General features: G+C 61.8%; 28 protein-coding genes and 1 tRNA gene. 7 read left to right on the top strand and 22 right to left on the bottom strand.

All coding sequences use genetic code 11. The features are described from left to right. Positions 1–3: 3 nt before the first annotated feature. The 9 genes from HMPREF1022_RS11240 to HMPREF1022_RS11200 form a co-directional block, all read right to left on the bottom strand. Positions 4–312, bottom strand: coding sequence for a VpaChn25_0724 family phage protein (locus HMPREF1022_RS11240; RefSeq protein ID WP_009303190.1), 309 nt, complete (start codon positions 310–312; stop codon positions 4–6). After that, positions 312–701, bottom strand: coding sequence for a DUF2730 family protein (locus HMPREF1022_RS11235; protein ID WP_009303189.1), 390 nt, complete (start codon positions 699–701; stop codon positions 312–314). Before HMPREF1022_RS11235 ends, HMPREF1022_RS11240 begins: the two co-directional genes overlap by 1 nt. Further along, complete coding sequence (locus HMPREF1022_RS11230; protein WP_050801269.1) at positions 698–985, bottom strand: hypothetical protein; 288 nt, start codon at positions 983–985, stop codon at positions 698–700. The genes HMPREF1022_RS11235 and HMPREF1022_RS11230 overlap by 4 nt, the downstream gene beginning before the upstream one ends. A 1-nt stretch (position 986) precedes the next feature. Continuing rightward, entirely contained in the window at positions 987–1,352 is a 366-nt protein-coding gene (locus HMPREF1022_RS16640) for a hypothetical protein (RefSeq protein ID WP_009303187.1), read from the bottom strand. Beyond that, on the bottom strand, positions 1,349–1,618 hold the full coding sequence (locus HMPREF1022_RS11220) for a hypothetical protein (RefSeq protein WP_009303186.1): 270 nt from the start codon (positions 1,616–1,618) through the stop codon (positions 1,349–1,351). Before HMPREF1022_RS11220 ends, HMPREF1022_RS16640 begins: the two co-directional genes overlap by 4 nt. Continuing rightward, the gene (locus HMPREF1022_RS11215) at positions 1,615–2,226 is read right to left on the bottom strand and encodes a glycoside hydrolase family protein (protein ID WP_009303185.1); all 612 of its coding nucleotides are present in this window, start codon (positions 2,224–2,226) and stop codon (positions 1,615–1,617) included. The genes HMPREF1022_RS11220 and HMPREF1022_RS11215 overlap by 4 nt, the downstream gene beginning before the upstream one ends. Positions 2,227–2,301: 75 nt before the next feature. Continuing rightward, entirely contained in the window at positions 2,302–2,667 is a 366-nt protein-coding gene (locus tag HMPREF1022_RS11210) for a hypothetical protein (RefSeq protein WP_009303184.1), read from the bottom strand. Then, positions 2,667–3,344, bottom strand: a complete 678-nt coding sequence (locus HMPREF1022_RS11205) for a regulatory protein GemA (RefSeq protein ID WP_009303183.1) — start codon at positions 3,342–3,344, stop codon at positions 2,667–2,669. Before HMPREF1022_RS11205 ends, HMPREF1022_RS11210 begins: the two co-directional genes overlap by 1 nt. Continuing rightward, the gene (locus HMPREF1022_RS11200; protein ID WP_009303182.1) at positions 3,344–3,805 is read right to left on the bottom strand and encodes a hypothetical protein; all 462 of its coding nucleotides are present in this window, start codon (positions 3,803–3,805) and stop codon (positions 3,344–3,346) included. Before HMPREF1022_RS11200 ends, HMPREF1022_RS11205 begins: the two co-directional genes overlap by 1 nt. A 74-nt stretch (positions 3,806–3,879) precedes the next feature. Between HMPREF1022_RS11200 and HMPREF1022_RS17460 the strand changes: the two genes are divergently transcribed. The 3 genes from HMPREF1022_RS17460 to HMPREF1022_RS11195 all read left to right on the top strand — a co-directional run bounded on the left by HMPREF1022_RS17460 (position 3,880) and on the right by HMPREF1022_RS11195 (position 5,403). Next, positions 3,880–4,446, top strand: coding sequence for a phage minor head protein (locus tag HMPREF1022_RS17460; RefSeq protein ID WP_009303181.1), 567 nt, complete (start codon positions 3,880–3,882; stop codon positions 4,444–4,446). 112 nt (positions 4,447–4,558) lie between these two features. After that, complete coding sequence (locus tag HMPREF1022_RS18630; protein ID WP_009303180.1) at positions 4,559–4,723, top strand: hypothetical protein; 165 nt, start codon at positions 4,559–4,561, stop codon at positions 4,721–4,723. Positions 4,724–4,776: 53 nt separating this feature from the next. Then, positions 4,777–5,403, top strand: a complete 627-nt coding sequence (locus HMPREF1022_RS11195) for a BRO-N domain-containing protein (protein ID WP_009303179.1) — start codon at positions 4,777–4,779, stop codon at positions 5,401–5,403. 346 nt (positions 5,404–5,749) lie between these two features. Here HMPREF1022_RS11195 and HMPREF1022_RS11190 read toward each other — a convergent pair whose 3' ends face one another. From HMPREF1022_RS11190 to HMPREF1022_RS11165, 6 genes are read right to left on the bottom strand one after another with little or no spacing between them, the layout of a single operon-like run. Further along, positions 5,750–6,262 (bottom strand): host-nuclease inhibitor Gam family protein, encoded by a 513-nt coding sequence (locus tag HMPREF1022_RS11190; RefSeq protein ID WP_009303178.1) that lies wholly within the window; start codon positions 6,260–6,262, stop codon positions 5,750–5,752. Next, complete coding sequence (locus HMPREF1022_RS11185; RefSeq protein ID WP_009303177.1) at positions 6,262–6,483, bottom strand: hypothetical protein; 222 nt, start codon at positions 6,481–6,483, stop codon at positions 6,262–6,264. Before HMPREF1022_RS11185 ends, HMPREF1022_RS11190 begins: the two co-directional genes overlap by 1 nt. Continuing rightward, a complete protein-coding gene (locus tag HMPREF1022_RS11180; protein WP_009303176.1) occupies positions 6,473–6,856 on the bottom strand; it encodes a hypothetical protein in 384 nt (127 codons plus the stop codon). Before HMPREF1022_RS11180 ends, HMPREF1022_RS11185 begins: the two co-directional genes overlap by 11 nt. Beyond that, entirely contained in the window at positions 6,850–7,470 is a 621-nt protein-coding gene (locus tag HMPREF1022_RS11175; protein WP_009303175.1) for a hypothetical protein, read from the bottom strand. Before HMPREF1022_RS11175 ends, HMPREF1022_RS11180 begins: the two co-directional genes overlap by 7 nt. Continuing rightward, positions 7,470–8,210 carry an AAA family ATPase gene (locus HMPREF1022_RS11170; RefSeq protein ID WP_009303174.1) on the bottom strand — a complete coding sequence of 247 codons (741 nt, stop codon included), beginning with the start codon at positions 8,208–8,210 and terminating at the stop codon, positions 7,470–7,472. The genes HMPREF1022_RS11175 and HMPREF1022_RS11170 overlap by 1 nt, the downstream gene beginning before the upstream one ends. Positions 8,211–8,270: 60 nt before the next feature. Then, positions 8,271–10,463: a Mu transposase C-terminal domain-containing protein gene (locus tag HMPREF1022_RS11165; RefSeq protein WP_198005370.1), complete on the bottom strand. Its 2,193-nt coding sequence runs from the start codon at positions 10,461–10,463 to the stop codon at positions 8,271–8,273. Positions 10,464–10,851: 388 nt separating this feature from the next. Between HMPREF1022_RS11165 and HMPREF1022_RS18205 the strand changes: the two genes are divergently transcribed. Beyond that, complete coding sequence (locus HMPREF1022_RS18205) at positions 10,852–11,349, top strand: hypothetical protein (protein WP_009303172.1); 498 nt, start codon at positions 10,852–10,854, stop codon at positions 11,347–11,349. Positions 11,350–11,582: 233 nt separating this feature from the next. Here the strand turns inward: HMPREF1022_RS18205 and HMPREF1022_RS11155 are convergent, their stop codons facing one another. Both HMPREF1022_RS11155 and HMPREF1022_RS11150 read right to left on the bottom strand, forming a co-directional pair. Continuing rightward, positions 11,583–11,852, bottom strand: a complete 270-nt coding sequence (locus HMPREF1022_RS11155; protein ID WP_009303170.1) for a helix-turn-helix domain-containing protein — start codon at positions 11,850–11,852, stop codon at positions 11,583–11,585. Then, positions 11,852–12,280 carry a hypothetical protein gene (locus HMPREF1022_RS11150; RefSeq protein ID WP_009303169.1) on the bottom strand — a complete coding sequence of 143 codons (429 nt, stop codon included), beginning with the start codon at positions 12,278–12,280 and terminating at the stop codon, positions 11,852–11,854. The genes HMPREF1022_RS11155 and HMPREF1022_RS11150 overlap by 1 nt, the downstream gene beginning before the upstream one ends. Positions 12,281–12,524: 244 nt before the next feature. Here HMPREF1022_RS11150 and HMPREF1022_RS17455 point away from each other — a divergent pair, with 244 nt between their 5' ends. Beyond that, positions 12,525–13,013: a helix-turn-helix domain-containing protein gene (locus tag HMPREF1022_RS17455; RefSeq protein ID WP_083823294.1), complete on the top strand. Its 489-nt coding sequence runs from the start codon at positions 12,525–12,527 to the stop codon at positions 13,011–13,013. 362 nt (positions 13,014–13,375) lie between these two features. On the opposite strand, the gene HMPREF1022_RS11140 is transcribed toward HMPREF1022_RS17455, so the two are convergent. Together HMPREF1022_RS11140 and HMPREF1022_RS18625 are read right to left on the bottom strand one after the other, a co-directional pair. Next, a tRNA-Arg gene (locus HMPREF1022_RS11140) sits at positions 13,376–13,452 on the bottom strand. Continuing rightward, on the bottom strand, positions 13,443–14,192 hold the full coding sequence (locus tag HMPREF1022_RS18625; protein WP_198005369.1) for a hypothetical protein: 750 nt from the start codon (positions 14,190–14,192) through the stop codon (positions 13,443–13,445). Before HMPREF1022_RS18625 ends, HMPREF1022_RS11140 begins: the two co-directional genes overlap by 10 nt. Between HMPREF1022_RS18625 and HMPREF1022_RS11130 the strand changes: the two genes are divergently transcribed. Both HMPREF1022_RS11130 and HMPREF1022_RS11125 read left to right on the top strand, forming a co-directional pair. Further along, positions 14,191–14,763, top strand: a complete 573-nt coding sequence (locus HMPREF1022_RS11130; RefSeq protein WP_009303167.1) for a UbiX family flavin prenyltransferase — start codon at positions 14,191–14,193, stop codon at positions 14,761–14,763. The two genes, HMPREF1022_RS18625 and HMPREF1022_RS11130, sit on opposite strands and share 2 nt — an antisense overlap. Positions 14,764–14,780: 17 nt before the next feature. Then, a complete protein-coding gene (locus HMPREF1022_RS11125; RefSeq protein ID WP_009303166.1) occupies positions 14,781–15,467 on the top strand; it encodes a metal-dependent hydrolase in 687 nt (228 codons plus the stop codon). Positions 15,468–15,647: 180 nt separating this feature from the next. Here HMPREF1022_RS11125 and HMPREF1022_RS11120 read toward each other — a convergent pair whose 3' ends face one another. The 3 genes from HMPREF1022_RS11120 to HMPREF1022_RS11110 all read right to left on the bottom strand — a co-directional run bounded on the left by HMPREF1022_RS11120 (position 15,648) and on the right by HMPREF1022_RS11110 (position 19,674). Further along, on the bottom strand, positions 15,648–16,355 hold the full coding sequence (locus HMPREF1022_RS11120) for an OmpA/MotB family protein (RefSeq protein WP_008682636.1): 708 nt from the start codon (positions 16,353–16,355) through the stop codon (positions 15,648–15,650). A 92-nt stretch (positions 16,356–16,447) separates the two neighbouring features. After that, a complete protein-coding gene (motA, locus tag HMPREF1022_RS11115; protein ID WP_008682633.1) occupies positions 16,448–17,296 on the bottom strand; it encodes a flagellar motor stator protein MotA in 849 nt (282 codons plus the stop codon). A 314-nt stretch (positions 17,297–17,610) separates the two neighbouring features. After that, positions 17,611–19,674 carry an AsmA family protein gene (locus tag HMPREF1022_RS11110; RefSeq protein ID WP_009303165.1) on the bottom strand — a complete coding sequence of 688 codons (2,064 nt, stop codon included), beginning with the start codon at positions 19,672–19,674 and terminating at the stop codon, positions 17,611–17,613. Between the last annotated feature and the right edge of the window lie 103 nt (positions 19,675–19,777).

The raw sequence follows: 19,777 nt of genomic DNA, 5'->3' as shown, positions 1-19,777 counted from the left end.
GAGCTACTCCCCGCGCCGGGGCCGCTTGACGCCCGGAGCCGTGGCCAGCCCCCTGGCGGTTTCCTCACCCCTGGCCGTCAGCCGCAACAGCGGCACATCGCCCATGTATTCGATTTTGAGCAGGCCCAGCCTTTCAAGGTACGCCGCGTCCTCCAGCACCCGCGCGCGGGACACCCGGTGGGCCATCATGGCCAGAGCGTCCTGCATGAGGCTGACGCTCATCAGGCCGTCGTCTTCCTCGTCCAGGAAACGCAGAATAACCAGGCGGCGGTCCTCGGCGGCCTTTCTCTGGAATTCCTCGTTGTGGCTCATCAATTTTTCTCCATGTGATATTCTGTAAACATATCCACAGCCCGCTCCAGCCGGGCCGTGGCGTGGGAAAGGCCCTCCACCTGCGCCCGGATGCCCTTGAGATCGCCCTCCATTTCCTTGAGGGAGATGGCAAGGCCCCGCACCTCATCGGACGTGGGCAGAGCGTCCAGTTTGAAGTCGATCTGCTGCAAGGCTGTTGTCCGGCTGTACTGGCGGTCTTCAATGGCGTCCAGGCGGGCGCTGACGGCGGCCTGGCGTGTCTCGAAGTCCGACCTGGTCACAAAAACGCGCTTCAGGCTCCACCAGCCCCAAAGCACAAGACCGGTGGTGATAGCCTGCAAAATGCCGGGCAGATGATCCCAGACCAGCGCGGAAACAGATTCCGTCATGGCCTGGACTCCGGAGCCGGTTGCGCTTCATAACAATCCAGCGCGTCTTCCAGCCCGGCCAGATAGGCCCGCAGGCGCGTGTCACGCAGTTTGAGGCGGGCGTACCCCTCACGCGACTCCAGAAACTCCAGGCCGGAGAGCCTGGGCAAATCAGGCTTGGCGGGCCGGGCGCAGCGCGCGGGCCGGATCATGACCGGGACAGGTTCCGGCGTGGGCTCGGCTCGCCCGGCGCAGCCGACCAGAGCCGTTGCCACGCAGAAGGCTATGGCTATGGACAGCAGCACCCTATAGAGGCCGGTCAAGATCAGTAAGCAAAGCGCGGCGCGTCGCATCGTCCGGCACTCCTGTTTTTTCCGCGTCGCTGAGGTCACGGGTTCGCATTTCGGTCAGGATGGCCTGCCATTGGTCCGCGTCAGCCTGGGCCGCGCTTTCCCGGTCAAGGCAGGCCTGGGCCTGTCCGGCCAAGGCCGTCTGCCCGGCGCGGGCCTGGTCCGCCGTCAGTTTCCAGGCGGCGGCCTCCTTGCGGGCGGCGGCCAGATCCTTTTCCAGCAGAGCAATGCTGGATTTGGCCCGCTGGAGGCGCATGTGTTGCACGGCGAAAGCGCCGCCGATGACCAGTACGCCGATCAGCACCAGGACAAATACCCTCATCGCAACCCCTCCCCCTCGGAAGGATCATAGGAGGCCAGACCGCCGCGCCCCAGCTCAAAGCGCAGTTGCGCGGCCTTGGCTCCCTGGGAGCCCGCCACCAGCGTCACCATTTCCCAGCTGATGGGCACAAAGCGGCCCTCGATGAAGCAGAAGGCCACCCACATGCCCAGCACCACCACGCAGACCAGCAGGGTGGTAATCCGCATGCAGGACCAGCCCCCGTCCTGGCATTGCAGGGCGTCAGCCAGGGCCGCGCGGGCGCTCATAAATATGCCCCGGTGCGCATCTGGCGGGCCAGCTCATCGGCGCGTCGGCCGACCTGGTTGGCCCACAGGGAATTGAGCATGCCGTCGGCCACGCGGGCATAGGAGGCGTGATCCTCGCGGCAGCCGTTTGCCGCGTCAGCGGCATTACGGATGGCGACAGCATCGCTAATGGCCGCGCGCAGCATGGCCAGGGTGTTCTTGAAGCGGAGCAAACCGTCCACGCCCATGTTGAAGGCCATGTTCAGCAGGACCTCGGCGCGGGGGACTTCCCCGATCTCGGCCAGGCGCACGAATTCCGGGCAGCGGGCCGCCAGCTGCCGCTTGCAGGCGTTCACTTCCTCATGCAGGGCGGTCGCGGCCTCTTCTTCGTTCCAGCGCATGCCGCGCGCCCGCAGGGCGTTGCGCAAGAGCAGGCCCTTCAGGCGGCCGGAACGGGCGGCACATTCCAGATCGGGATACGGGATGTATTGCGGATGGGCCTGAAGGTTGGTGCCGTAGCCGATGGTGCAGGCCCTGGCCGTACAGAGATAAGGCACGGCTCGGAAGCCTTCCTGGCGCTTGAGCTGGGCAATCAGGGGCGTTGTGGGGATGCTGAAAAGAGCGGACATGAAAAACCCTCCTGCGGCTGGTATGCCGTGGGAGGGTCTGAAGAAATACCCTGAACAATTTCAGGGGAAAGTTTTTTAGAAAAGAGAAAGCTGTCGCGCCCTGGGCCTGGCTGTGGCGGCAAGATGCCGCACATAACGTTCCGTCAGGCCCAGTTGCAGGGCAATATCCCCCGGCGAACAGCCCATGTCAAGTAAGGCAAGCGCGTCCGTCTTTTTGGGGGCTTCCCTGCGTCCGTTGGGCACGGTGATGCTTGTGCCGCCGTAGGCCGCGCACAGGGAACGCAGGGCGGGCAGGCCGATGATGGGGGCTAATTCGGCTTCCGGAGCGGCGCGCACGGGAATGTAGAGTGAGACGCCGCCGCGCAGGCGCGTCAGCACGGAGGCCGCGTCAAAGCCGACAATATCGGCCAACTCCCCGTAGCTGATCCAGGTGGTGGACATCAGTAGGCCCTCCGTCCGTTTCTCCGGGCGTCGCGGGTCAGGGCGGCAATGACCCCGCGCAACTGCTCGGGCGTGGCGTGCTCAAAGCAGCGCGTGACGCCGCCGGACTGGCGTTTGAGGATGGCCACGGCATAGCCCCAGGGCACGTCCGTGCCCTCCGCGCGGCCCTTTTCGGTAAGCTGCGCCTCAATCTTTTTCATCAGGGGTTCCCGGCCCAGATTATCGTTATCATTGGTCAAGGTAGCCGGGGTCTCTCTTTTCCGGCTGACGCCCCGCCGGGCGTGGCCTTTGGAGGGTTTGAAGCCGTAGCCGACCAGGACCAGCACCAGGCGCTTGAGATCGGTCAGCCCCAGGTCGGCGGCGCTGGCCGCGCCGAAATGGCCGTCCAGCAGGGCGCGGTATTCCTCTTCCGTCAGGCCGAGCTGCTTCTTGGCCACATGGATTTTCGCCAGCAGGACTTTCCGCTGTTCGGCAGCCTCCGTGCCGCGTTTTCTTCCGGCCGGAGCGGGCTTGCGGCAGCCGTCAGCGGGCCGGGCCTGCTTGTCTGAGCCGTTCACGGCGAAAGCCGTGTTACGGAACAGGACAGCATCAATGGCCAGAGGCGGGTCAGGCTTCTGTTCCGGGGCAGGGCGCTCCAGATCTCTGCCGGTTGCGAAATTGATAACGCGGGCGGCCATCAGCGCCCCCGGGACCGGCGCACGCGGCCCGGCTGGGCGGCGGGCGGCAGCAGGCGCACATCCGCGCAGTTGGCGAAGAAGCGGCGCCCCTGCGCGCTGACCAAGACATACCACTGGCCGTCATCGGCCCGGATGGGCATTGAGTACGTCCAGCCCTCGGCCGTTTCGTAAACATCCTCTCCCCGCCGGATGTTTACGCATATGCGCGCATCGCAGGGCAGGTCCGGCGAGGGTGCGTCCAGCAGCGGCACGCCGCACAGGGCGTCGGCCAGCAGAGCGGACAGGGCCGCCCGGTCCACAAAGAGGGGATTGCCGTCATAGCCGTTGCGCCAGATCCGGTTGACGCGCACCCGGTACGCGCCTTCCGGTCCGCCGTAGATGGCGGCCGGGGAAAGCTGCACGCGCACGGCGCGGCCATGAATTTTCAATAGGCAGGAGGCGGTGATTTTGCGCTTGTCCATAGCTAACTCCCTATGGCGCTTATTGACTTTTGTGTGGACGTATTGAAAATTATATATAAATAGGGAGGGAGGGCATGGTCACGCGTCTTAAACGGATTATGGCCTGGATATTTATAGTACTTGGAGTATTGCTGGGGCTGATAAGTATCTTCCCGGCGGCAGGAACGCAGACAGGGGAAGGCGCTAAAGCTGTTCTGATCATCGGCATTCTGATGGTGGTGGCGGGTATTGCACTGTTGTGCGGGAAGGGAAAAAATGAATACTTCCCGGTAGCTGGGGTGAAAAAAGGTAAGCCCGCGCCATATTCCACGAAGAATTGTCCAGAATGTGATGCACGTTTGCCGTTGAAAGTTAATGTCTGCCCTGAATGCGGACAGAAACAGAAAGATAATAATTCCACCTGTTCCGGGGGTGTGAGCACCGCAGCCGAAGCCCGTTCTGTTTTTGCCCAAGAAAAGCGCAACGCCAAAAGCGTCGACAGCCCCGGCTACATTTGGCGGTCTATCGTTGATGGCACGGTATGCGAACGCTGCGCCAACAATAATGGGCATCGCTTTTCTTGGGACGAAGAGCCGCCAGGCGGCCATGCCGGGGCCAAAGCCCGTTGCCGTTGCTACCCGGAAACCATCATCCCTAAATAGTTTTTTTGCGCCCCGCCCTGTGCGGGGCTTTTTTTCATTGGCGACGTTTAGTTTGAAAATTTTTCTTGACGAAACATAAAAACATGTTTTTATGTTTTCCGAAGGAGGTGTGATGCAGAGAAAAAATGTGGCGTTCCCTGTCACAGAGGAAGAGCATGCGAAAATCAAGCAGCTGGCCGCGAAACAGCGCCGAACCATCAAGCAACTAATTCTTGATGCGCTTGATAAATTGTATCCGAACTGGAACAGGGAAGAAAAAGAAAACGGCTCCAAGTAGTACTGCGAATACCACTTGAAGCCTAACCGAAACACTACATCGGAGGTAGTGAAATGGCTGTAAACACAGTATCTGATCTTACGGTCTTTGACAAGGGAAAAGAGCTTAATTTCATTGAAGAAAACGGCGAAATCCTGTTCACCGCCGAAGAGGTGGGCAGGCATCTGGGCTATGGCAATCCTGCCGATTCCATCAATCTGCTTTTCCGTAAGAATCAAAGTGAATTGAAGCATTACGCAGTTGCGATCAAAACAATCGCAACTGACGGTAAGTCCTATGAAACACGCGCCTTTTCCGAAGAAGGCGTCTATATCCTCTCCATGCTGGCCCGCACCAATGAGGCCAAGAAATTCCGCGCCCGCGTGGCCCTGCTGCTGCGCCGTCTGCGGCGTGAACGGGCCGCGCAGGCTCTGGAACTGGCCCGACAGGCGGGCTATGCCCAAGGCCGGGACGAGGCCCTGGCCCTGCCCGCCGCCAAGCTGGAGCGGCAGGCGGCTTACCTCTCCGGCATGAAGGAGGGCAAGCGGCTGGCCGAACGGCGCGACGGCCTGCGCCTCGTCACCCGCGCCAAGGGGTATCTTGAAAAAGGCCTGACCAAGGCCGACGCGGCCCGCTGCCTGGGCATCAGCCGTCAGTACCTGCGCAAGCTCCTGCTCCGCGCCACGGCCCTGGGGGTGTAGCATGCGGTTCAGAGATAAAAACGACCACCCAGGAGATCGGATATCTGACGTCAGAAACACACTGATGTTTTTGTGCGATCTTCTTAACGCGCTGCCGCGCGACGAAACGCTGGAGCTTCCGCTTGACAGCCGTGAAGGCTTGGGAGCGATATTGTTCGCCTGCGCGGTGACATTGGATGACATAGAATAATCCTTCATCTAGGGGGCTTCGGCCCCCCTTTTTTATTGGCTGCTCGTCGCGGTAGCCGTTGGGCGGCAAAGCCCCCTTACGGATACCGACAGCAGAGATAGGCCGGAACCGCCACGCTCCGGCGACGCCCCTATTCCACGGGCGGACGGTTTCGCATTATGCCTCCTCCGGCAGTTTTTCCTTTGCGGTATCGATGAAAAACGCATCACGCTGCTGGCGCTTCACACCCACCAAGGCAAGACGCTCGTCCGGCCAGCCCAGCAGCACGTCCCTGGCCAGCTCCTCCTTGAGACGGATGCCGTCGGTCAGCCCCAGCTCGCGCAGTTTGTCCAGGCTCATGGCCTCAGTGACGCCGCGCTCCAGCACAATGGAGGGCGTGGAGAGCCGAAAGCCGATCTTGCCATAGCCCAGATCCAGGGTCCGGGCCTCACGGAAGAGCGTGCCCTTGTTCAGCTTGGCGAACACGCCCACGGCGTCGGCCAGCTCCTTGCGGCGCATCCGCAAGCCCTCCGCCCGCGCTTTGGCCGCAGCCTTTGCCGCGTCGATTTCCGCCTGCATGTCGGCCTCAATGGCCTGCACCTTGCGGTCCAGGGCGGCGATCTCGCCCACGGCCGCCGTGGCCTCCTCCAGACTGGCCACAATCAGGGGATCAGGTTTATGCCGCGCCATTACGCGCACCCGCCAGAGGCCTGCTCCGCGCTCAGCGGCGGGCGGTCCATCAGCCGGACCGCGCTGTCCGGGATCAGCCGTTTTTCCAGCTCCCTGGCTTGATCCGCCGCGGCGTCCAGATTCCGGCGACACCGGCGCACCAGGTCCGCGTTGTCCGGGTCCAGTCTGCCCATCACCTCGCCGAGAGCCGAGCGGATGCTTTGCAATTCCTCATGCAGCATGGTTTTTCTCCTTTGACAGATAGTGGCGGCAGCCGTTGCGGCAGGCCCGGTAAACAGCCACGGCCAGAGGGTTCACGGATGTAAACGGTTTCCGCTGTTCCTCGCGGCACTGCGCCGCGCTGATCAGCCCCAGGGCCGGACATTCCAGAATTTCGGCCATGAGCATGGCGCGCGTGCGCTGCTCCACAAAGCCGTAACTGGAATGGTGTTTATGATTGATGGCAAGACTCAGCAGGGCCGGGCTTGTCCTGAGCTTGGCCGCCGTTCCGCGCACGCCGTGCGCGTCGCAGGTTTCGGCCAGGCGCAGCACCCATTCGGGCAAATCCGCGCCCCAGGCCGCGCGGGCCTTGTCCACATTGCCTTGCCTCAGCATGACGCGCCTTCCGCGTCGTCCAGGGCGCTCTGGATGTCCTGCCCGACCACGATTTCGCCGGTATTGGCGTCAAAGAGTTGTTTGACGCTCAGGATCTGCGGGGCTTTGGCCCCGGTGTCGCGGATGAAGCGATAACGGGCCACATCGCCTTTTTCGCGGGGCAGAGGCGTGAGATAGCCGCCGCGCGCAAGCCACTGGCAGTATCTGAGCGCCGCGCCGGGCGCTATGGGCGCTTCCGGCAGGGCCGCATGCACCACCAGATCCCGCACGCTGAACACGCGCAGAATTTTCATGGACTTCCACATGCGGCTCTGCGCGCTTTCCCGCGGTATGCTACCGTCCCGGCGCACACGGGGCGCGTCCACGCCCAGATCGCGCTGCAGGCGGTATACCGTGAAGCAACCGGGCGAGGCGGGAGGCTTCGCGAAAAGGATGTCCGCACGGACCAGTCCCAGAAGATAATCCCTGATGTTGTAGGCATGGCGGTCCACTCCGGCGGCGCGTGCCAGTTCCGGCACAGTGAAGTGTTTCAGCTCGCGCATGGCCGCCCAGAGTTTTTCCCTGGTGGTCAGCCTGCCCGCAGGGACAAGACGGGCTTTCCGTCGGGCGCTCATCAGCGTGTCCTCACCGGGGCATCGCCCGTGTACAGGTCACGCTTGCCCCAGGCGGCCAGGCCGATTTCCTTGCGGCCCAGTTCCAGACCGGCCTGCTGCGCCCGCTCCAGATTGACGCAGATGCGCCGGGCCACGCCCTTGCTGCCCCCGTGGATATGTGCCAGCAGATCGTCCGCCACGGCCACGCGGTCGCAATAGAGGTCGCGCAGGGCGCGGGCGTCATCCATGTCAGCGTATTGCGCGGGCACCCATTCCAGTACTCGATTGTGGATGCGCTCCCAGCGGGACAGACTGGCGGGCAGATGTTCCTCGCCGATCAGCAGGATGGCCGCGCCGCTGGCCTCGTAAATATCCCGCACAATCTCAATGCTGCCCTTGGCCACCAGGTGATCGCATTCATCCACGATCAGCGGGCGGCGGCTGGCGGCGAGCTGCCCGGCAACCTGTTCTTCCATCTCGTAGATGGTTTTGGCGGGTACAATGCCCATGACCTTGAGAATGGACTGATACACGGCCTTGCGCGTCCATGAGGACTTGGCCTGCACGTAGTAGGCTTGCAGCTGCACGGTGGCGACGGTGGCCGCCGTGCTTTTGCCCAGGCCGGAAGGCCCGTACAGCACCACAATGCCGGGCAGATGCGCCGGGCGTTTCATGGCCCCGCTCAGCGCGCCCAGGGTCAGCCCCACGTTGGCCAGCGGCGCTTTGCCGGACAGATTGACATTCGTGGGTGTTGCAACCATTATAAAAACCTCCTTTGTACAGGGCGTGTCCGATGACGTGTGCGGGCGCGTCCTGTTTTATTATTCGTTGACGGCCTGGCGCAGAGGCTCCAGCATGGCGAAGCCCTTGCAGATGTTGCTGCCTGAAAAAATTTCCATCCATTCCCGCTGCCTGGGCGGGAGCTCCTCACCACGTTGCGCCCTTTCCCGCAGCTCGCAATAAAGTTCGTATTTCTTCTGTCGAGTGGCGGGCAGCCAGTCCGTAATTCTGTCTTCCTGGGCTATCGCCTCCTGCGCCAGGGCGCGCGCGGCATCGGCCGTGGCCCCGCCATGCACGGGCGCGACCCTGTTCACAATACTTGCGGCTTCGGCCGCCGAGGCGAGCGCCGGGCTCTCATGCGCCACAACCTCATGCCCGGCGGGCTCCGTATTGGCCTCAATGACTGCCGCGCGATCCCGGAACATATCCATAATGTCCTGATGCGCGTTTTTGGCGTTTGCGGCTTCGGCGGCCTTGTCCAGCCTGCGCTTTTCACCGAGCACATAGGCCCGCTGGCTGCGCCGCATGTCTCTGGCGAGCCCGGCACGCTCCTCGGCGGCCAGGCCGGTGATTTCCACGGCCTGACAAGCAAACTGAAGCACGTCGTTTTCGTCCTCTCTGAATATCCAGGCGCGCGTCCGGTCAGCGGGGTCAACGCGCACCTGTGCGCGCTGCCCGATATACGGGCCGAGGGCCGCGTGGGCGTAGCGCATGCGGTCCATACGGACGCCCTCCTTGGTAATCTTCCGCCAGCCGCAGTCCATGAGCAGCACGTCCAGAGCGCGCTCCTGCTCCGGCGTGATGCGCCGCACTTCGCCGTCCCACGCCTGGCGGACCTCCCAGGGGGTCATGCCCTTGAGCTTGCCCTTGAGGCCGCCGTGCGGCTTGTGGCGGTACACGTTGTCCGTCCACTCGTCGCAGAACTTTTGCAGATCTTCAGGACTGGCGGCCATGCTCAGTTCCTGCGGCTTGTTGCGGTTCATCAGGCGCTTGGCGAATGTTTCGCGCTCGCGGATTTCCTGGCGCGTCGCCACATTGTGGCCCAGGTAACAGGGGTAGATCGGCAGAAGGTGATGGGAAAAGGTGTGGAAGACGCGCTCAATGGCGGGTTTAAGCTCCGGCCTGAAAGGCGGCAGAATGGTGGGCATGATGCCCAAGCCAACGAAGACGCCCTGTATGTACGCGCCCACAAATTCCTTGCCGTTGTCTGTCACGGCCTCATCCGGCACACCCCAGTCCAGCAGGCAGCGCCGCGTCAGGTTCGCCACCGTCCGCCCCGTGCTGCGCTCGGCCACTTCCAGCTTGAGCTCGCGGCTGTAAACATTGATGATGCCCACAATGGTGTAGCGTTTGCCGTCGTTGAGCATCAGGTCCGCCGGAGTGCCGTCGTATTCCCAGCGTTGGTTATATTTTGTTATCAGCTCATAAGCGTCGCCCGCGGCCGACTGGAGTCTGCCGCGCCAGCGGTCTGGAGCCGTGATGAAAATCGCTACTGACTCGTTCTGTCGTTTCCATTCAGCCAGCCAGGCCTGGACCCGGCGCAGGGAGGGAATTTCGATCTGCGCGCCCTTGTGCGCCAGGGCCTGCATCTGTTCATGAATGACCCGCGCGCTGGCGTGCGGATTCCTTGCGAACATGCCCAGGATGATGTTTTCCACCATCTCCTGGCTGTCGATCACGCCCTTGCCCTTGCGGTGCCGCCCGTAATTTCCGGCCAGAGAGGCCGCGCCTTCCTTCCGCGCCCGTGAGTCCCAGCGCATCAGCGAGCTGCGGCAAACCTCCGGCAATGCCTCGCGCACCCAGGGCTCCACGCTGATTTCCCCGGCATTGTAGCGTTGCGCAAAGGCGTCCAGCGCCCGGGTATAGGCAAGGCGGGCGTTTACCGTAAACATCCGCGCCGCCAGCACCACCGCCGCGCGGGCCTCGGCGCGCTTTTTGGCCGCTCCGGCAAGAGAGAGTAAAGAGGGGGCCGCCCCTGCACCGCCTTTTTGGGCGTCAGGCGCTCCAGGGCGCTCGGCGGCTCGTGGCGATGCGGGGGTGGCTAAGCCGGAGGCCGTGGAGAGGCGGCACGGTTCCGGCTGATGTCGAGATGTGCAGACGTGCGCCGCCAGGGCCAGGCGCGTCGCCTCCGGCATGGAGGACACCAGCCACTCATGCCCGCCGCCGCGTCCCGCGCGCGGGCGCGACTGCCAGTCTTCGCGGTGGGCTTGGATTTGCACAGCCCTCTCAGTCATGCCACGTATTTCAGCAATTTCTCTGGCGGTATAAGCATTCTTCATGCCTTCATCTCCAAATTTTCCCCGGCTTCATGTGCCGCGCCGGGGTGCGTCCCGCCCGAGGTGTGAAGGGCGGAATTCGCTGTTGCTCTGCGCCCGACTAAGTGGCTGCGTCGGGGTCTACACGGGCGCGGTAGCCGTTGCCGCGCAGCGGCTTGCTTGAGCCGTTCACGGTGAAGCCGTGTTACGGATCAAGACAGCATCGCTACGGATAGCGACAGCCTGCTGCGGTAGCCATGCGGGATTGGCCCGCTTTAATGTTTCCGGCCCCTCTGGTAGGGTTGTGGGAGCCTTCGTACACACTCCGTCCCGGAGCCGCTCCGGGAAAGCCAAGGGAGCCGGAAATATGAGCATTGATATGGTGCTGACTGTAAAAATACTTGAGTATCTTTCCTCCATGTCGCCTTGTACGCTTTCTTCGAGCGATTTTTCGGCTCTACAAAAACTGGCTGATGGTGATGAACTGAAATTGGCCCGTCATCTTCGCTACCTTGAGGGCCACGGCTTTATTGAAAAAGGGAGTGTTGTCTTTTCCGCGAGTTTTCCCATGATTAACGTGGCAAGCCTTTGTATTACCCAGTCCGGCGAAGATTATTTGATGTCAGAAGGTGGATTGACCGCATATAAAAATACCATCACGGTACGTTTTCATGCTGAGGCCATAGCGCTCATTGAGAGGGCAATCCTCAACTCTGATCTAGCCCCTCAAGAAAAGACATCGTATTTATCACGCATTCGAGAGCTTCCTTTTTCCGCCACAGAACATTTGCTGAAACGATTACTGGACTTGGGGCTGAGGCATGTGCCGGACGTAGTTCAACTGGTACAAAAGTTTCTTCTATAGTGTTGCGGGGCTTGGACGCCCGCTCTGCGAACTCGACCCTTTGCTCTTCCGTCAGCCCTTTTATGGGGATCAGTTCTTCCTCATGGGGCAGCCGGCTCCTATTGGTGAAGCGACACCAACCGAGCCCCTCTCCGAGCTGTATCCAAAAGTCGGGACGGTCATGGTTCAGGTAGATGATCATCCCCCTTTCTTTGATGATGGCCGCACGAATAGACACTTCTTCAACCTTCATGCTACGCCGCCTCCTTCCCGGCCATCCGCCGGGGGTCGAAAAGATACTTCTCCGGCACGCCCATATCCCGCAGGGCGTCCAGAATGCGCGGGCTGTGGCTCTTTCCCGTAATCGTCCGGCTCATGGCCGCGGTGGATATGCCCAGCTCCCGCGCCAATCCTGCGGAACTGGTCCCGCGCCGGGCCAGGGCCTCATGGATGCGCCAGCTGTAAAAGCAGCGGCGCTCGCCGCATGTGGCGCGGGTAATGGTGCTTCCGGCAACGTTATTCATTACAGACTGGCCTCCAATGCCTTCTTGCGCTTGCGCGCGGCTCGCATCTCCGCGTCCAGCTTGCCCAGATCCCTGAAACGCCGATCTTCCTCGGTCATCAGATCCAGCCCCACGCTTCTGAGCATGGCCCTCAACGGGGCCGGGTCCTCCGTGGCCAGATAAAAGGCCAGTACGGCCAGGATGGACGGAGGGTGGCTTTCATCCGAGGGCGACAACCACTTGTCCAGGGTGTCTTTGCTGATGGACCGGACATTGCCCGCCGTCAGCCGTATCCCGCTGGCTCCGGCCACCGCGTTGAGCCTGTCGGGCAGCGCCTTCCGGCAGCCGTCTCCCTCCGGCGCGCCCGCCACCGCGCGCATGGCCGCCTTGATGGCGGGCATGGCGCCGGCAAGCGGGGCGCAGTGATCAAAGAGGGAGGCTTGACGCATAAGGTTTCCTTTGCCGTGTCCAAATCTGACGTAGGCGTGGACGTTGACCTTGGTGCGGGGCGGCTGGTAGGATTAACTTGCTGAGTGAATTACTAACCGCCCGCAAGAGTGTTTTACGTTTTTAAATGAAAAATTTCAACCGAAAATTTATTTCGGGGTTAAATATTTTCATTTTTAATGTAATTCATTTTATTTATTAGTTTTATTTGCGTCGGGCGTTTCGGAGTTTATTTCGGAGTTCGACGTGGAAAGATCGAAACCGTTTGATGTTATCTACGAGAGGTTGCTCGAAGCATCAGGCGCAAAGACTGATTCAGAGCTTGCGCGCGTCTTGGGGATCAGCCCGCAGTCAGTAAATGGAGCTAGGGAGAGGGGCAACGTGCCACCGGCCTGGATTCAATCTTACGCTGAAATCTCAGGTGTAAGTAGCGACTGGCTGTTTTTTGGGCGCGGCCCCATGCGCCCCAGCGAACCCGTTGCTCAGTCAATACCCTCTGTCCATCCGGCGGTTCCGCCTGCCCCGGAACCCGTGCCACAGGTGGCTTGCCCACGTTGCGCCAAGCTGGAGGCCGAATTGGATATTGAGCGCCAGGAACGGCGCGATCTTGCTGCGGAAAACCGCCAGCTCTGGAAAAAAAACGCAGAACTGCGCGAGCGCCTGGCCCGTTATGAAGAACGCGCCATTAAACCGGACATGGAAGAACCTGATCCGGGTGATCGCCCTCTTGCTTGAACGCAAAAAATAAGCCCCGCCCGTGCCACTTCTGACACAAAGCGGGGCTTTCCCCGTGTTTCAAACTAAACGGCGCAACGCCCGTTTTGATTCAAACTAAGCGTCGCGCGGCACTTTCTCGCCTCTGAGCATTTTTCAGGCTATTGACATCCACAAACCCGCGCCCATCAAGCCTTCCCGTTTCCCTATCTTTCCCTATCTTTCACAAAATTTCGGTATTCCCGTGTTTCAGACTATCTGTCGCCGCACACGCGGACAGGATATTTTTTGTAGACATCCGCGTTTTTCGCGGGGAATCCGCAGGCCCCGCTTCAGCCCTGAAAGAAAGGCGGTCAGCTTACAGAGCTGACCGCCTTGAATTTTGGTGCGCCCGGCGAGATTCGAACTCACGGCCTTTGGCTCCGGAGGCCAACGCTCTATCCAACTGAGCTACGAGCGCACAGGATATTCTTGATATGCTTTGTATCCGGCTCTGTCAAGGCATGCCCGCCGGTCAGGCAGGGCAGACGCATCTAAAAAGCCTTTATTCCCCGATAGATCGGGGAACGAACAAAAAGAGGCGAAGCTACCTTTACTCCGCCGGAGCGAAGCGCAGGCGGATGGCTGGTGCCGGGGGAATCCTAAAAAATAAGATTTTTGCGTGCCGGCAAGGAAAATGGCGCTTTTTGCGCGGAAACCGACCGGAAGGCGGCCCAAAGGGCCGTGCCCGTTGGCGAGCTGGGCGAGCCTTACGGGCATCGAGAGCAGAGCGTACTCAAGTACATGAGCAGCAAAAAGCGCCAGATGACGCAGCCAGCACACAAAAGGCTGGTTTTGACGGATCATCACGGCAAATAAAAGGCCTGCAAAGCCTGGAATTAGATGCGTCTGCCCTGGCCGGTCAGGGCAGCCCACGCCGGACATCGCGGGCCGCATTTGCCAGCCCGCCGCTTTTATGGGAAAAAACGGATTAGAGTAATTCACGGTTGAAAAGAGTGAATTGCTCCGGCGGCCGCGTGAGTGGACTCCGCGTCCGTTAGCCCAAAAGCGTTTACGGGCATCGACAGCCGCGCTAAACCGCGTTTTAGCATTGCTGTCGGTATCCCTACGGCTCCAAGGCCCGCCAACGGCTGCCGCTTCCGCGGCACGCGGGCGGCGTAGAGTTTGCGCTGTAATGAACGGCAAGGAGAACAAAAGCATGCGCGACATTCTGGTGGGCGTCAGCGGGGCCAGCGGCATGCCTCTGGCTTTGTGCGTGTTGCGCGCTCTGGCCGCCATGCCCGGCGTGCGGACCCATTGCGTTGTCTCAGAGGGCGCGCATGCGGTTCTGCGGGCCGAGTGCGGGGCAGGGCCGGAACTGCTGACCGCCTGTGCCGACTATGTTTATGAGCCGGACAATCTGGCCGCCGGTCCGGCCAGCGGTTCCTGGTGGCACGGCGCGGAACCCGCCGCCATGCTCGTCGTGCCCTGTTCCATGGGCACGCTGGGCGCGCTGGCCTCCGGCGCCACCCGCAATCTGCTTCAGCGCGCGGGCGACGTGGCCCTCAAGGAAGGCCTGCGCCTGGTGCTGGTGACGCGTGAAAGTCCGCTTTCCGCCGTGCATCTGCGCAATATGCTGACCCTACGCGAGGCCGGGGCCGTGATCATGCCCTTTTCCCCTGGTTTTTACCTGCGTCCGCAAAGCCTGGAGGATCTGCTTCTTCAGACCAGCGGGCGGATTTTCGATCAACTGGGCCTGGCGCACTCTCTGGGGCGCTGGGCTGACGCATAATATTACGAGGCAAAACTATGAGCGAGATTACCTGGTACGGCCATTCGGCCTTCAAGATCAGCGCCCCGCAGGCGCATGTGGTTATTGATCCCTTTTTTACGCCCGCTTCCGGAGTGAACGCGGAAAGTCTGGGCCCTGTGGACATGGTGCTGGTCACCCACGACCACGGAGACCATGTGGGCGATTCCGTGAACATCTGCCGCAAAACCGGGGCCATGCTCGGGGCCATCGTGGGCACGGCGGACAAGCTGATGGGGGCGGGCGTGCCCCAGGCCCAGATCCTCAACGGCATCGGCTTCAACATGGGCGGCACCATGGAATGCAAGGGCATCAGGGCCACCATGACCCAGGCCTTCCATTCCAGCGATTCCGGAGCCCCCGCGGGCTACATTATTGAGATGCCCGACGGCCTTGTCGTCTACCACGCGGGCGACACCTGCATTTTCAGCGGCATGGAACTCTGGGGACAACTCTACCATATTGATGTGGCCCTGCTGCCCATCGGCGGCGTGTTCACCATGGACGCCCGCCAGGCGGCCATGGCCTGTAAACTGCTGGGTTGCAAGTCCGTCATTCCCATGCACTGGGGGACCTTCCCGGTGCTGGCCCAGAGCGCCGCGGACTTCCAGGCCCGGCTGGCCGAGGTCTGCCCCGCCTGCGACTGTATTGCCATGCGCCCTGGACAGAGCCTCTCGTTTGTGTAGGCGGTGAGTTTGGAACTCATCGGGCGTCAGTTGTGAATGAGAAAAAGCAAAGGACCGACAGATGTCGGTCCTTTGCTTTTTCAGACGCTTAAGGAAGCACTGATTAATGAAAATTTTTGTTCTCTGCCAAGGGCGGCGAACTGCGGGCGGAGGGCAAAAAGATCATTAATCAGCGCTTCCTTAATACACGACGCTGTAGGACATCACCTCGGGCCGGTGGAAAAAAAACTCCACCCGTCGGTTGACGGCCCGGCTTTCCTCGTCGATGCCGGGCTTGAGCGGGCGCGTGTCGCCGTAGGCCACGCCGCGCAGGCGGGTGGGCTTGACGCCGTGGTCGGCCAGATAGTGCAGCACCGCCGCGGCTCGGGCGCCGGAGAGCTCCCAGGCCGAGGCATAGGGCGGCCTGGCCTCGGTACTGTCGGCATGGCCGCGCACCACCAAGTAGAGATTGTATTCCTTCAGAATCTGCAAGACGCTGCCCAGCACTTTTTCGCCTTCAGGCAGAAAATCCACGGAACCGGCCTTGAACATCACGTCGGAATTGACACGCAGCTGCACACCTACGTCGTCGGCGCTGATGCCCGAGGAACTCTGCGGCACGGCATCGGCCATGAGCATCTGTTTGATTTTCTGGGCAATGGCGTAGTGGGATTTTTCCACTTCATTGATCTTGAGATCCCTGGTGTCGATTTTATCGGTGTTCTGGATAAAGGGGTTGTTGGACACCGGCGAGGTGGAGCTGGAATCAAAGTTGCGCTCGCCGCTGAAATAGGCGGCAAGGCCGGCCCTGGTCTCCGGGGGCACCATGTTGAGCACCCAGAGCAGAAGAAAGAAGGCCATCATGGCCGTCACAAAGTCGGCGTACGCGACTTTCCAGGCGCTGCTCATAGTTTTTCCTCACGATAAAAAGCAAAAGCCGGGACGCGCCCGGCTGTGGACTCGGCTCCCGCCGACGGCGAGAAGAGCGGCCGGGCTCGGGGCTAGCCGTTTTTGAGCTTTTCTTCCATTTCCGCGAACGTGGGCCGGAACGGATAGGGAATGGTCCGGCGGCCGTATTCCACGGCGATCAGGGGGGTGGACCCGCGAATGGCGGCGGCCACGGCCTCCTTGATGGAATGATAATAAAAATGTTCCTCGGAGACAAAGTTTTCCAGCTTGGCGCCCATGGGGCCGAACAGGCCGTAACAACAGAGAATGCCGAAAAACGTGCCCACCAGGGCCGCGCCGATGTAGTGGCCCAGCACTTCCGGGGGCTCGTTGATCTTGCCCATGGCCAGCACCACGCCCAGCACGCAGGCCACGATGCCCATGCCCGGCATGGATTCGGCCATGTGGCTCACGGCATGGGCCGGCAGGATGCCTTCCTCGCGCATGGTGGCGATGTCCACGTCCATGAGGCTGTCGATGTCCGCCGGGTCGCCGGTGGTCAGGTAGACGCGCAGGGTGTCGCCGATGAAGTTGACGATCCTGGTGTCCTTGGACACGTTGGGGTATTTGCTGAAAATGGGACTGGCTTCCGGCTTTTCCACGTCGCTTTCAATACTGATGACGCCTTCGCGGTGCATCTTGGAAAACAGCGCGTAAAGCAGGGCCAGGGTTTCCAGATAGCGCGATTTGCTGGAGCCGGGGTCCGCGAACAGATGCTTCAGGCTTTTGACGATCAGGCTGAAAGTGTACTTGGTCTGGGAACCAAAGAACGCGCCCAGACCGCACCCCAGAATAATGATGAATTCCGCAGGCTGGAAAAGTACGCCCCATTCGCCGTGGGCCAGGGTGTAGCCGGTAAACACCGAGGCCGCAACGATGGCAAGACCTATTAATAAGTACATACTTTGCCGCCTGTACGCTCAATCCATGACTGTCGTCCGTCCGCGTCGGCATCCGTCGCCAACGGGACTGGGCCTGCCCTCGGTGGGCCGCTTCTCGTGCCTGATTGCGAAAAAACGTGGTTTTTCGCTGACTCCGGCGGCTATGCCGCCGCAAAACCCTAACGGGTTTTGTGTGTCTAATTTTTCCAATGAGACATTAGCATTCTCAACGGTCGGCTAAAAAAAATCTTTAGCCTCGGGCCGGGAAAAGGCAAACCCGGCTTTCCCGGAGCGGGGCCCGAAGTTCCGCGCTCGCTCCCGCAGGCCGCACGCCGCTATTTGCCGAAAAGCCCGCGCATCAGCCCGCCCGCGCCCTCAAGGCCTTTTTTCATCACGCCGCCCGCACCCTCCGCGCCGTTCCGGGTCGCGCCTCCAGCCGCCTTGCCGCCGTCCAGCAACGCGCCAGGCAGTTTTCTCGCCATATCCAGGGCGAATTTGGGGTCGACGCCGTAGGAAATATTGCCGAAGGGCCCCTTGGCCACCACGGGAATGGTCATGCCCAGGGTTTTGATGTCCGCCGTGGCGTCCAGGTATTCGCGCGGCAGGCTGGCCAGGGCCCGGCCCGAGGCGTTGAGCCCGGCGGAGCTGACCGTGATGGGCTGGGCCGTCATTTCGCCGTTGCGGGCCGTGAAAGGCACGCGCACCAGATCAAAGCGGTCGGGCACCGCGCCTTTTTTGCCGGTCAGGCCCGGCACGTTCTGAGGCAGGGCGGACATGGCCTCGAGATGCATGTTGCGCACTTCCAGCACGCCCCGGCCGTTGAGCCCGGCCAGCATGGCCTTGGTGTCCGCGCCGCGCATGCTCAGGTCCGCGTCCAGCGCTGCGACGCCGTCCACCGGACGGCCCTTGCCCAGAGCTTCCAGCAGGCCGCCCACATTGACGCCCGCGGCCGTAGCCTTGAGACTGTATGCCTTGCTCGGCAGATCGGCAACGGCCGACCCCTTGATGCTGCCGCCGCTGCCCAGGGCGCAGCTCAAGGAGGTGACGGTGTAGCGGCCTTTTTCACCCTTGAGAATAAAGGCGATGTCCGTGACGCTCAGTTTGCCCTGGCGCACTCCGGCCAGAGCCGCGCGCAGATTCACGCCGGGCCGGTTTTGCGCGGATTGCACGGATCGGGCGGACTGCGCGGAACTCCCGGACGACGCTCCGCCCTGGGCCTTGCCTTCAGCCGCTTTGCGGGACGGCGCGGCGGATGTGCCGTTTTGGGGCAGGGGCAGGTACTTGTCCAGATTGATCATACCGGTCTGGATGCCGCCGGATATGGCCAAGGGTGTGCCCAGGGCCAGGCTCAGGTCTCCGCGCACCGGAATATCGTCCAGCTGCATGACGATCTGGCGCAGATGCAGGGTGTCGTCCGCGTATTCCAGAACGCTTTTGAAGCTCAGCACGTCGTTGTCCGAGGGCTTGAGCGTCTGCCCGGTCAGGGCGGCCAGCTTGCGCGGCGAACCTTCCAGGCTCACGGTGCCCTTGAAGGCCTGGGGCGTCAGGGTGGCCTCGCCGCCGAGGGTCAGGCGGGCCTGGGGCGTGCTCAGTCGGGCCGTGGCCAGGCGCAGGCTTTGGGTCTGGAGATTGAGCGCCCCCTCGCAGACCAGTTGCGCGGGCCCGGCCTCCTTGGGCAACAGGCCGCCCAGAGGCGTGACGGTCAGGGAAATCTGGCGGAAGGTCAGATGCGGCGCGTAATAGCGCAGCTTGGCGTCCAGAGCCAGATTGCCGGCCAGGATGGCCTTTTGGTCCTCTTTGAGATCAAAGGAAAAATCGCACTGCATGCCGGCTTCTTCGCGACGGCGCAGATTTTCCACGGAAAGATTGAGGTCCTTGATCTCCAGATGAACGCCCCGGGCGTCCACATAGCGCACTTCGCCCTGGCGCACTACCAAGCGCATCAGTTCCACGGGCAGCTCATCGGAAGGCGCGACGGCTCCGGCCTGGGCGCCGGAAACGGGGGGAGCGGCGGGAGCGGCCGCCGGCGCATCTTGTCCGGACACGGCCTTGCCCTCGCGCACTTCCAGCACGGGATTGTCCAGGCGCACCTCGCGCACCACCAGGTTGCCGGAGAGCAGCGGGGCCAGTTCCAGCTCCACCATGCCGCTTTTGACGGACACGGCAAGGCCCTGGCCGTCCTTGATCTCGCCCCAACCGGCCTGCCCGAATTTCACGCCGGGCGGCAGCAGGGACAGGCTCGGCGCGCTGGCGAAGACCAGAGGTTTGCCGGTGGCCTTGGCCGTGGCGTCGGCGATCTGATTGACCACGAATTGCGTGTCGATGCGGCCGAGCAGGATGGCCCCGGCCACGCCCAGCACGATCACGATGCCCAGAATCCAGAGCAGAACACGTTTCATGCGGCCTCCGTGCAGAGGTTGCGATCTGTTCTTACGACTTTCCTTATATAAAGGATGCGGCAAGAGCCTGCAAGTTTTCTTGCTCCCGCCCGCGCATGCGGGT

The organism is Desulfovibrio sp. 6_1_46AFAA (genome assembly GCF_000224635.1).
Taxonomy (GTDB): domain Bacteria; phylum Desulfobacterota; class Desulfovibrionia; order Desulfovibrionales; family Desulfovibrionaceae; genus Desulfovibrio; species Desulfovibrio fairfieldensis.
This window is presented reverse-complemented; position numbering and strand designations above follow the sequence as displayed.